This window comes from Draconibacterium sp. (assembly GCF_041583095.1).
Classification (GTDB): Bacteria; Bacteroidota; Bacteroidia; order Bacteroidales; family Prolixibacteraceae; genus Draconibacterium.
Genome location: NZ_JBFHGM010000001.1, coordinates 18,621 through 31,300, shown reverse-complemented (window position 1 = coordinate 31,300; position 12,680 = coordinate 18,621). Strand labels below are relative to the sequence as shown.

Sequence of the window (12,680 nt, the reverse complement as noted above, 5' to 3'; positions counted from 1 at the left end):
GGTAACCTACTTATTTAAAGGTAAAACACGAAATGAATCAATACGAATAAGTTCCCTTTCAGAACTACTATCAAACACAAGCGATACAGAATATTGGCCCTCGGGGGTGTGATTTAAAGGAACAATAACTGTTTTGTATGTTTCCCACGACCCGGTTGTTCCGAAGGTTGCCCTGCCAATTTCAGGCCCATTTGGGTTAAAGGCTTTTACAACAATATCGCCTCCGTTGATATTATCGCAAGCGTAGGTAAATTCAATCTGAGCACTGTAGGGCATGTTTCTTATGTTTGTAAAATTCAGGTAATCGCCATTTTTAAGGTTACGAATAACAAACTGGTTTTCTTTAAACTCATACTTTTCGGGGCCATCGGGCATTCCCATAAACCATTCGGCCTGAATTGCCGGCCAGTTGGCATCAAATTGTCCTACCCCGTTTTCGGCAATAATATCTTCCATTGGAGCAATTGTACCGTCTTTTTTATAATGCACATAGGCCAGCGAACAAAAGCGATAACGCCTGCGCATATCTTCTTTCAAAGCAGTATAATTTACAAAATTCTGGTTGTTAAAGTCGAAATAGCCCAGATGACCTTTTGCACTGGCTTCGCCAATGTACGTGTAGGGGCCATAAATGTTTTTTGAAATGGCGTAAGGGCTTCTCCACGAAAGGTAGTAATAATCGCCGTGTTTATGAATAAAAGAGGCATCAACAGGAATTACGCCTTTTGAATAATCGCCGATAACCTCAAGCTTACGCGGCTCTTCTTTTAACGAAACCATATCATCGTTAAGCGCAACAATGTAGTAATTTATTTTTTTGTTTTTATGATTACCAAATGACATGTAGGCTTGTCCATCGTCGTCAATAAACACGCAATTGTCATATTCGTGCGCATCGGTAAGTTCTTCAGGCAGCAGGGGTGTTCCCAAAGCATCTTTCCATGGCCCCCGGGGCGAATCGGCAATAGCAACGCCCGTGTTTTTATTAAAATTACTGAAATACCAATACCACTTTCCGTTTCTTTCAATACCGTGACCGGCAAAACATTTATCACTCTCGCCCATGTATAAATCTTTGGGGTCGAGCATACTTTCAAACTCCCAGTGTACCAAATCGGTTGACGAAAAGCAACGCCAATAAGGCATAATAAAGGTTTGTATGTCGAAATTATAGGGTTCTACATCGGTGCCGCCAAAAGCATAAGCCCTTTCGCCCACTTGTACAATGTTTAAATCTGGCCAGGCAAATGGCGGATTAATTTGCCCCTGAACGTTTACTACCTGCATAAATAGTAACAAAATAGCGATAGGAAGAAATCTGATTTGCATTTTACTTATCTTAATTTTTATATAAACTTAGTTGATTATTTCAGTATTATTTAGCTTGGTTGTACGCATTTTTATTCTTCTGAACCAAATTTGCAGAAGCTACTTCGATAGAATAAGCGCCGGAAAGCTGGTTCTGCAAAACAAAATACCTGTTGCCATCTTTCGAAGTTTTAACATCGTGAAATTTTAGAATTGAACCATTCACCAGTATCTCGCCCGCCGAAGCATTTACCGGAATATAAAAATCTGCCACACTGTTTGGAGGAACAGAAATACTCCACCGAAATTTTTGGTCGGTATTTTCCCAGCTGCTTTTTATAACTCCAAATGGTGAATTATAATTGGCCCCGGCATTTTTCAGAAAATTGAACATTCCAGGCTTAAATGTAATTCGTTTAAACCCCGGTTCTTCTTCAACGGGCCTTATTCCGGCAATTCCATAAAAAAACCATGCATCGAAACCAAACTGAATGCTGTGGTTGAACGAACGGCGTTGGTCATTCTTTTCAGGATTGTCGTAATAATCATCCACAGGGAGTACTTCCCACATGGTAGTTGCATCGTAATGTTCCCACATGTACGGAAAACTGTTATAACCTGATTTGCTGAAAATAAAATCGGCAGCCTCTTCGTTACCATATTCGCACAAAGCACTAAAAATCCGTCCGGTACCAAACATTCCGGTATGTATAAAACCGTCGTATTTCGTATTTATATTTTCGACAATTGCATTCGACACCTCTTTTTCAAGTCCCTCCGGAACCAGCCCAAACTCCAAAGCCAGTGCATTGGCAGTCTGGCTGCCGTAACTTCTCGAATTTTCAGCAAAAAAATGTTGATTAAAACTTTGCTTCACTTCATTTTTCATTTTCCTGTAGAAAATTGCATCATCTTGTTTTCCTACAATTTTTGCAGTTTTAGAAAGAATGTCGATATCGAGGTAGTGAAATGCTGTTGAGGTCACAGGAATCGGGGTATCGACTGCTTTATGTGCTCCCGGCGGACACCAATCGCCCAAACCGTATTTAATTATTCCCTCCTCACCTTGCTCATGAATATAGTCAACCCATTGTTTCATCAGCGGATAAAAATCATTCAGTACACGGGTGTCGGCATAATAAACGTACAAAAGCCAGGGGAGCTGAACCACCGCTGTTCCCCAGTCTGCTGAAGCCATTCCGCTATTACGTTTACCCGGAGCAATCATAAAAGGAATTCCTGCGGGCTTTTCTTCAACCACACGGTCGTGAAAATTGGTTTTAAATGCTATTGTTGATTTGTTGATGTTTGCAGAGGAGCGAATATCGTATAAGTATTTTTTCAGAAAGGCATGGCTGTTGAAATTCTGAATTAATGTTGGGGCAACAACATGTGCATCGCCCAGCCACCCGCACTTCTCACGATGCGGGCAATCGGTTGGGATGCCATGGAGGTTACTTCTAAGCGACCACAAACTCATTTTATGCAAGCGATTTATGGTTTCCGAAGAACAGGAGAAACTGCCACTTTGCTCCAAATCGGTATGCAGCACTTTCCCTGTCAATACCCCTTTCGATGGATTTTCAATACCTTCCAATTCAACATACCTAAAACCATGATAAGTAAATCGGGGCATCCAATTTTCGGTTGAATTTCCACTGCAGATATACGAATCGCACTGTTCCTGATTTGTGGCAAAAACACCGGTGCTTCTTATATCGAGCGTACTATCAGGATACAACTTTTCGGCATAACGCAAGGTAATTTTAGTTCCGGCCAAAGCTGATACATTTAGTTCAACCACACCGGCAAAGTTTTGGCCAAAATCAAATATTGTTTTATTCCCGTTTCTGATGATTTTTTGTGCCTGTATGGTTTCCGTAACCCGAATGGGTTTAATGGTTTGAGGAATTACTTTGGGAGGATACGATTTTGCCAGGCTGACCGGCAACCAATTCCCGTCCATTGAATTTTTTAAAACCGATTCTTTGCTTGCATTATAATGTTCACCTGCATAAATGTTGCTTCTTTCAATCGGTCCGTTTGTCCACATCCAGTTCTCACCGGTATCAATTACCTTCAAAGTTCCATCATTGAATGTTAGCTGTAATGAGGCCACAACTTTTGGTTTTCCGTACGACATTGCCGGTGTCCACACCAGGTTTTGATTGTAAAAACCATCGCCTAGTAATATTTTAATTTCGTTGTCTTCATTGAACGATTCTGCCGGTACCGGATAATGCACATAAAATGCATATTCGTTGTAGTTTGTTTGAGCCGGATCAAGAACATGGTCACCAATCTTTTCGCCATTAATACACACTTCGTAATATCCAAGACCCGCCACCAGCAGTTGTGCATTTTTTATCTTTTCGCTATTTTCAATCTTAAAAGTTTTTCCAAACACCGGTTGTGCATTTGCTATATCTGCCTGATAAGTAATCCATTTAGCATTCGTGTGTTTCGAAAGCTCATCCAGAAAACAGAAGTGTTCATACTCACTCCATTCCGATGTTTGGCCTTTATTGCCAATTACCCTTACTCTCCACTTGTAATGTTTTCCCGGAGTTAGTTCTTCCCCGGAATATTTAATTCCGAATTGCTTGTCTGAATTTTCACTTTTCAAGTGCCAGTTAAAGCCCGATTCTTCTTCGGCTTCAACCATTTCTATTTCAAAGGCTGATTGTACGAAACTATCTATTTCGGACCGTGTCTTCCAACTAAATACAACTTCGGTATCCGTTAAATTGAAAGGATTCAAACTAACTTGCAAATCTATTATTTTAAAATTTTTTGCCGGATTACAAGCAACAAAAACACTAATACACAATATTATCAATATACTAATACGCATTCTTTAATATTAAAAATAACGAAACACAGAAAACTTTATACGGCAGGGAAGTTTCAACTTCCCTGCGTATAAATGGTTAAATCATTTTTTCGAACAGCTGTTAACAATTCTCCTTTGGTTTTATAAAGGCAAAGTCATGTCTGCTATTGTTTCGTAATTAAAACCTTTGAGGTATGGTCTTGGATTTTCATTAATTTCGGGAACCGTTCTGATTTCCCAAATCTCGTCACTCATTTCGGGGAAATTGGCCAAATCATCCCACTGAGCAGTAGGGAATCCAACTGCCTCCATTCCCGGCTCCAGATAATTCGCTTCCGAATCGTAATAAACACCTGAAAACTGTAGAGTGGCTCCCGCATTAGCGGCAAGTATAACCTTTATATTCTTCCCTTCTTTTCCGGGTGCAGGTACAAGAGAGCCCGCCATTAGCACATTGTTCAGGTTTATTGCTCCGGTAATTAAACCAATAATGCCACCATTGTGATTATTGGGAGGATTGCCAATTCCATCGACATACGAAACACAATTTATTAAATCGCCACCGTCAATACGCCCCGTAAAACATCCTGACTGACCGCTTTGCATGTGTGTTTTTCCGGCAACAAAGCAATTTTCAATTCTGCAAGCCGCTCCTAATCCAACGATAACACCTGCGTGATTAACGCCTGAAGCTGTAACAAAATCGACATTTACCAAACCGAGGTTTTTTACCGTCCCTCCGCTTAGTTGTGCAATAAAAGCTGTTTTTGGATTGGCCTGTTCGTTTATATAAAGCCCCGAAATAAAATGATAATTACCATCTAAAATTCCGGCATAATCACTTATAGGCATAAACCCAGCACCACCATTCCAGCGACGTGTTTCCGCAGCATCAATATCGGCAACAAGTTTCCACTCACCTCCCCATGCTGAGGCTTCTGTGCTCAGCCACTTTAATTCTGCAATTGTAGCAATTTCACCAGCAACAGCAGGCATTTTAGCATCAGAAATATAGCCGTTATCAACATAACTGACGAATTCTTCTACAGCAGCCTGAAACACCAGGATTGGCGCATCAGCTGCAATTATCTCATCATCTGCAAGTAAAGCTTCAATTTCGTCAATATCAGTTTGTAACAATGCATAAACCTCTCTCTGCACTTTGGTAAATTCAGGTTTTACTATTTCCGACTCCAGCCAGGTATAGTATTCTTTTGTAGTGCTAAACCGCTCTGTAATTCCATTAATATATGCATTTACCTCATCACTTGTGAGCTCGTTAAATTCTAATAATTCCTTTACATTATCAACCTGTGCAATAATCGATAAGGCATTATAATCTCCGTCTTCTCCTGTTCCACATAACCAATCGTAAATTGCGGCAACTTCGCCGGCAGTATTAGCATAAAGTTTGGCTTTCAATCGCTGTATTCCCGGATTTGTTGACCCTATCGTACTAAAATCGTCACCTACATACATTCCCCAAACAGAATCGATTGTAAATTGAAGCTGTGTAAGCTGTTCCTGAATGAAAGCACCTGTCAGCTCTTCATCGTCGATTCCATACTCATCGCCATCATAATCTCCCTGATAACCGTTGTTACCAAAATAACTCTGTACTCCCTTTAACCTCACGTTGTGTTCGCGCAATAAAACAAGTGCTTCGTTCCATTCATTTTCAGAAACAATAACAGGAATGGCTTCTTTTGTAACGTTGCCTATTCCAATAAGCATTGAATCGATGGGCTTAAACTCTTCTTTGCTGCAACTACCAAGAATGCTTGCTATAGCAAAAATAAAAAGCAGATATCTGTATTTTCGTTTCATTTCTAAAAGTTTTATATGATTAGTTTAATAATACTCCGAAGGCTGGCCAATTCCCGTTAAGCGTCGTGCCTCCTCAACAGACAATGGCAGGTAATAATACTTTTCGCTTCCGGCCTCTCTGGGGAGGTTAATTTTCACACGTTCATAGGAGAACTCACCATCATCGTTATTGTTGCTGCTGGTTATTTTCATTCCGGTAACAATGTTAATCCCGCTTAAATCTTTCCACCTTCGCTGGTCGTAGAAACGATGCCCTTCAAAACATAATTCCACCCGGCGTTCGTTCCGAATACGGGCCTTAACAAAGGCCTTGGTATTTTGAAAACCCGGAACATCTTTTAATCCGGGCTGGCCGGCACGATTGCGAATTACATCAAGGGCATTAATGGCATCGTCTAAATTACCCAACTCACATTCAGCCTCAGCCAGGTTTAAATAAAGCTCTGCCATTCTGAAATAAATTTTTCGAGCCTGGGTATTTCCCACTGTGCTTCCCCAGTAGGCCGCCTGCTTGAATTTTCGTCCGTAATATCCGGTAACCGAACGTCTTTTATCCGCCTCTTCCTGAGATAGAGGATTAGCATTAAATCCTGTAAACTCTTTGCCCTCGTATGTGTATATTACAATATTGGGGTCACCTTGCGGCATACTTTTATACCTTCCATAATCGCAACCGTTAAATACAACTGCATAATTTAACCGGGCATCTCTGTTTTTGTATATTTCATTACCTGCATTCTCGCTATATCCATTCGAAAAAGTGGGATTAACATGCTCTGAGTCATACTGACTTACGGGCAATGTACCATCCAGCATCTCAAAACAATCCACGAGTTCCTGTGATGGTACTGCTCCGCAGTTATTTGTACGGTCGTTGGTTAAGAAACCATATAAGTCGACACCATCGGATTTGTTGATTGCCTCCTGGTTATTCCCGCGGAAGAGAACTTCGATATTTTTTACATCAATGTTTTCGGTAAACAAATTCTGATAATCCTCAATGGAAATTAGCCCGTATTCTCCCTGCAAATTTGTTATTGCACCGGAACTATACTGTTTTGCAAGTTCCCACCAGTATGTATCGTTGTTCGGATTATTTAGAGCACTTGCAGCATATAATGCAACCCTAGATTTTAATGCATGGGCAACTGCCAGATTAATTTTACTGTATTCGCTCGGATATGCCGAACGTACCGGCAATATTTCATTGTTGATAACCTCATCCAGTTCTGCAATAATTTCTGCTGCTATCTCACCAAATTCCGGTCTAACGATGTCCTGAAATCCGTCATAATCATCATATATTACTTCACGGATAAACGGTAGTGGACCAAAATTCCGGATTAATTCGAAATGATACCACGCCCGCAGTACTTTTACTTCGTCCATCCATCGCTCAATATCAGCCGGACTAATTTTATCTTCGGGTACTTGCGATTGCGGCATGTATTCAAGAGCAAGGTTACATTTTCGTATTCCGCCCCAGTAACGGCTCCAAAGCCCGTTTGCAAATATGGTATTATCAGCCGACAAATTACCTGAATGCCAGTTGTAACAAGCTCCGCTACCGGCTCTTACAGCATCGTCGGTGTATACTTCCAGCATTTCGCCTGAATGATGCGAAGTAAAATCATTGTCAAGATAACTATAAGCCTGGTCGCGAAAACCGTTGATTCCGCTTTCGCTTTTCAACAAGCGTTCGGTACTTAATTTATCTGAAGGAGTTTCGTCCAGAATATCCTGGCATGAAACCAATGCTCCAAACGCCAGGAGAACGAAGTAATATTTTTTTGTAAGAAAATTTTTCATGTCTAATTTGTCTAAAATTTTTCCAAATTAAAATTTCAAAGTAAGGCCGGCATTAAAATCTTTCATTATTGGGTAATTGGTCCCGTTAGAGTTGGCCATCTCAGCATCAAAATCGGTTGTAGGAAGATTGTCGGTTACAAAAAGGTTTGTAGCATTTATATACAATCGTAAAGAACTCGCATGAATGGCTTTTACTACCTTTTCGGGTAGTGTATAACCAAGCTCGGCATTCTTTAAACGAAAAAGATTTCCATTCGCCATCCAATAATCGCTTCGAACAAAATTTTGCGATTCGTTACCTAAGCGCGGATATGTTGCAGAAGTGTTTGTTTCCGACCACGCTCCTTTCATATATTCGGTAAAATTGTCGTTGTTCGACCAGCGCCCAAAACCATGTAAGTACACCTGGCGGTTAGCCATTCCGTTGAAAAACAAACGTACATCGAAACCTTTGAAGGCTGTTTCAAGCTGGATTCCGTAATTAATGTGTGGTATTTGTTCGTCGCCAAGCGGAGCTTTATCTTTATCATTAATTACACCATCCTCGTTTAAATCTTTATACTTAATATCTCCGGGAATTGGGTTGTGTCCGAATATTGAGTAATCAACTCCGTAGTCGATAATTTCCTGTTCCGACTGAAACAAGCCATCGGTAAGGTAGCCCCATTGCTCCTGAACCGCATAACCGGCCATACGGTACATATAGGCATAAGTGTCGTCGTAGGGCATCTCCCCCATTTCAATTTGTTTGTTTTTATTGTATGCAACGTTACCGGCAACAGTAAACATTAAGCCATTATTTAGCACCTTATTATAACTAGCAAACAACTCAAAGCCCTTGTTTTCAATTTCACCCAAATTTCGTGGAGGTGTAATCCCTGAGGTTTTATCCAATCCTATAAATCCTCCGGGTGCGGTAGCTATTTTATCAATTATAATGTCTGTATTCTTATTGTAATACACATCGGCACTTAATGTTAAAGCGTTAAACAACTGTGCATCTAATCCAATATTTGTTTTTTTCGATTTTTCCCAGGTAATATCCATGTTACCCAGTTGGTCTTCATTCGAATTTTGGTGCCATGTTGTAAGGTATAAATACTGGTTTGCACCTCCATAGTTATAAACACTATTGCCAATTACTCCGAACGAAGAGCGTAGTTTCAGGTAGGTAAAAACATTGTTATCCTTCATAAAATTCTCGTTCGAAATAATCCATGCTCCTGAAACCGATGGAAACAACCCCCATCGTTTACCCGGTGCAAACTGCTCTGACCCCTGGTAGGAGGCATTTACCTCAAGTGCATATCTTTTATCGTAGGAATATGCCACACGGCCGGCCAGGTTTAAATAGTTTGTTGATAAATAACTTTGTTGCTGATTTAACTGACGCTCGAAAAACACCAAAGCGGTAACATCATGTTTATCAAATTTTCTGGCGTAATCAATCTGCCCCCGAAAATTATACATGTAGCTAAAGAATTTACCTTGTTTATCAGATAGGCCGCTATTTGAAGTACCGTCAATCTGAACATACCCTAACGAATCAATTCCGCCTGCGCCAGGTAAAGCTGCAACTTCCCATGCTTCGTACGAGCGACTTCGGTTGGCAATACTATTCGAAAATACATCGAACGACAGTTGCCCCGTAGCTTTTAATCCCGGAGTTATGTTTGATAACTTTTGTTCCAGGGTAAATGTATTCCCCAACCGGGTGCTGCTTTCGTGTACAAGCCCGGTTCGGTTTAAATAAGCATACACCGATTCTTTGGGCCGAAAACCTAATCGGTTTTGTTTTGTCAACACCTCACCACCTGGTGTCAGGTCGTTAAAGGCATTGTTGGGTGTTTCGTACAATTTGCCAATTAAATAGCCCCAGCTTTCATCTTTTTTAATGTAAGGTCGGTTATAGCTTTGCAAATACCCGCCAATGTTTACTTTAAAAACGAGTGTAGGATTTAAGGTAATATCAAGATTGGTTCTGAAATTAAACCGATTGGTACGTTCCTGATTGTTGTAATAGTATTCATCAAAATCTTGTGTTTCAAATATCCCATCTTGTGTTAAAAAACCCATTGAGGCAAAATATTTCACCTGTTGGTTTCCCCCGGTAAAATTTATGTTTGCCCGTGTGGTTTGCATAAAATCCTTTGTAAAATCTTTTATTACGTCGCGTGTTGGGTAAAACTCCTGGCTATCGCCCAGTTTATACCGTTCAATTTCGTAATCAGAATACAAAAGTCCTTTGGGAACTTCCTCGCCCAGCGCGCGATAGTCGTTTACCACTCGCTGATTATGCATATTTACGTAATCGTAGGCCTTTACCATTTCGGGCATTCGTGTTGGGGTTTCAAATGCGTGATTAACAGAAATATCGATTTTTGATTTTCCATCAAATCCGGTTTTTGTTGTAACCATTAAAACCCCGTTAGAGCCTCTCATACCATATAAAGCAACAGCAGCCGCATCTTTTAATAACGACACCCGCTCGATATCGTGAATATCAACATCAGCTACCTCTCTTTCTACTCCATCAACAATCGTTAATATTTTGTTCGATTTATCTGAATCTTTTCCACGGATATCTACATATAAATTTGTTGTTCCTCCTGCTTCTCCACATAATTGTACTATCGACAGGCCGGGAATCCGTCCTTGCAGGGCAACAAATAAATTTGATGTTGGTATTGTTCTTAATTCATCTCCGCTAATAGAAAAGATAGCTGCAGAAACCTGGTCTCTTTCCTGTATCCCGTAAGGGACATACTCTTTTTGATTCGTTTTCGACACCTTAACTGAATCCTGGTCAACATTTCCATTACTGGCGAAAACTGAACAGAATGTTAAAATGGAACAAATTGTAATCAGTAGTTTATTCTGTATTTTTTTCATTTTATTTAAGTTGTATGTTTAAAAACCCTCGGTTCGTATCCGTAATATGGAACTCGTTATTCGAACTTAAAAGGTGTTCCTCCCCAGGCAACCGGTTGTTGTATACTTCGCAAAAACTTTTTGTCGCTGTTAGGAATAGGAAGGATTTTGTGCTTTTCGTTATGGCAAACCCACAACCAGGGCATTTTATACCTTACATGCGTGAATGTACCATCGTCGTGTTTAAGCACCTCCATACCGCTTATAGTATTGTTATCTTGATTACTAATTACATCCCAGCGACGAACATCCATAAAACGGTGCATCCATTCCATCATTAATTCTACTCTGCGTTCGTTCTGAATTCGTTTCATTAACCACTCTTTGTCTCCAATTTGAGCATTGGGAACATCCTGAATTCGTGGCTGTTCGGCTCTTTCCCGGGTTTTGTTCAACGCTTCGGCTGCTTCGTTTAACCTTCCGGCTCCACATAAAGCTTCGGCATAATTCAGATAAATCTCGGCATATCGCATCCGGGCATTTCTGCACGGAACACCACTTCCGGTTCCACCGTAGTATGCCGCACCTTTATCTTTCCCGCCGTAATAACCGGTGTAAGTGCGCTTTTTGTCGCCCGAAACCGAGTTCCCATTCGAACCCGTACCGTTTGCTCTTTTATTTCCATCGGCCGAAATCCATGTCATCACGTAAATACTGTCGGTTGGTGCTCCACCTGCAATTGACGGAATATTAAATCCAAGTCCGTAAAAACCTCCGTTATGAATAATATCGCGGTAAAAACGTTTGTCTCGTTTGGGCGAAATTCCATATTGTCCGTAAGGGTCGTTATAGTCGTCGTATCCTGCTGCCAGGGCTTCATTTGTAAAAACCGGATTTTCATGTACTTCATCATAACGGTCGATTAGCAATGCCCCGTTTTCAAGTTCGTAACAATCAACAATTTCCTGCGTTGGGCACTCGCCTGCCTTATTCCCCATCTTAACAGCCTGTTTTCCGAATTCGGTTGCAGTAAGGTTCATTCCATGAACATTATGACCAGCTCCGCCATAGCCCCAGATTAATTCTTTCTCCTCCAATCTTTCCGATACTTGTGAGATATACAGTTTTCTGGAATCAGCTCTGTTGTCCCAGTCCCATGAATCGAGTTCGTAGGCATTCAGATTTAAGAATTGTTCGCAGGCATTGGCTGCTGCCTCATACTTATCAGCACGATTACCCGGGTTATTTAAAGGACTGGCATTGTACAACAAAACCCTTGTTTTTAAACCGTATACAAATCCAAGACTTATTCTTTCTTTATCGTCATTCGATTCGAAGTTCCGTTTCATTGGCAGTGCCCCCGAACTGATAACCTCATCAAGCTGGGTAATAATAGAATCGGTTAATGCCTGATAAGAAGGGCGCTCCATATCCTGCCATTCCGAAAAATTCACATCGATGTTTTTCCCCATAAAAGGTACTGGCCCGTAAATACATCCCAACATAAAGTGATAATAGGCACGCAATGCTTTTGCTTCGGCTACCATCAGGTTAATCTCCTCCTGTGACATTTCCGACTTTGAAACGGTTATATTTTTAGCATTTTCCATTAGCGTATTACAATGCCGGATTGCGCCCCAATAGGCACCCCACCAGCCGCCATCCCACCAGCCGGTTGCGCTTGACTGGCCGGTACTCCTGTTAAACCAAACAGGGCTGTAATCGGGAGATAATTTTCCGGAGCGCCAATCGCCACTCGATTGCCCTTGCGCATCGAATGCATTATCAGTTAACGATTCATCGGTACACCAGAAGCGATGCGGATTCCTATCAGCTTCCATTCCGGCGTAACTTGCCGAAAGTAAACCCCTCACTTTATTGGCATCGTCTAACACACCATCAAGTGTTTCGCGCGAATTTGCTTCTCGGTTAAGTGCGTCTTCAAATACGTCTTCGCAGCCTGTAAGCATAATAGCCAGAAGACAAACAAGTGATAAGTAATATGAGTATTTTATATTTTTCATTATTCTCA

General features: G+C 41.0%; 6 protein-coding genes. All 6 read right to left on the bottom strand.

Annotated features, from left to right (window positions below; genetic code table 11):
- Positions 1-6: 6 nt before the first annotated feature.
- On the bottom strand, positions 7-1,329 hold the full coding sequence (locus ABZB17_RS00070; protein WP_372647261.1) for a family 43 glycosylhydrolase: 1,323 nt from the start codon (positions 1,327-1,329) through the stop codon (positions 7-9).
- A 46-nt stretch (positions 1,330-1,375) separates the two neighbouring features.
- Positions 1,376-4,081, bottom strand: coding sequence for a family 78 glycoside hydrolase catalytic domain (locus ABZB17_RS00065; protein ID WP_372647260.1), 2,706 nt, complete (start codon positions 4,079-4,081; stop codon positions 1,376-1,378).
- Between the two features lie 201 nt (positions 4,082-4,282).
- Complete coding sequence (locus tag ABZB17_RS00060) at positions 4,283-5,968, bottom strand: hypothetical protein (RefSeq protein ID WP_372647259.1); 1,686 nt, start codon at positions 5,966-5,968, stop codon at positions 4,283-4,285.
- A gap of 24 nt (positions 5,969-5,992) precedes the next feature.
- Entirely contained in the window at positions 5,993-7,777 is a 1,785-nt protein-coding gene (locus tag ABZB17_RS00055; RefSeq protein ID WP_372647258.1) for a RagB/SusD family nutrient uptake outer membrane protein, read from the bottom strand.
- 27 nt (positions 7,778-7,804) lie between these two features.
- The gene (locus ABZB17_RS00050; RefSeq protein WP_372647257.1) at positions 7,805-10,669 is read right to left on the bottom strand and encodes a SusC/RagA family TonB-linked outer membrane protein; all 2,865 of its coding nucleotides are present in this window, start codon (positions 10,667-10,669) and stop codon (positions 7,805-7,807) included.
- A 56-nt stretch (positions 10,670-10,725) separates the two neighbouring features.
- Positions 10,726-12,672 carry a RagB/SusD family nutrient uptake outer membrane protein gene (locus ABZB17_RS00045; protein WP_372647256.1) on the bottom strand — a complete coding sequence of 649 codons (1,947 nt, stop codon included), beginning with the start codon at positions 12,670-12,672 and terminating at the stop codon, positions 10,726-10,728.
- Between the last annotated feature and the right edge of the window lie 8 nt (positions 12,673-12,680).

What these genes read in the sequence shown, in the direction of transcription:
- ABZB17_RS00070 (WP_372647261.1), bottom strand. Translation starts at nt 1,329, where the DNA reads ATGCAAATCAGATTTCTTCCTATCGCTATTTTGTTACTATTTATGCAG.
- ABZB17_RS00060 (WP_372647259.1), bottom strand. Translation starts at nt 5,968, where the DNA reads ATGAAACGAAAATACAGATATCTGCTTTTTATTTTTGCTATAGCAAGC.
- ABZB17_RS00055 (WP_372647258.1), bottom strand. Translation starts at nt 7,777, where the DNA reads ATGAAAAATTTTCTTACAAAAAAATATTACTTCGTTCTCCTGGCGTTT.
- ABZB17_RS00050 (WP_372647257.1), bottom strand. Translation starts at nt 10,669, where the DNA reads ATGAAAAAAATACAGAATAAACTACTGATTACAATTTGTTCCATTTTA.
- ABZB17_RS00045 (WP_372647256.1), bottom strand. Translation starts at nt 12,672, where the DNA reads ATGAAAAATATAAAATACTCATATTACTTATCACTTGTTTGTCTTCTG.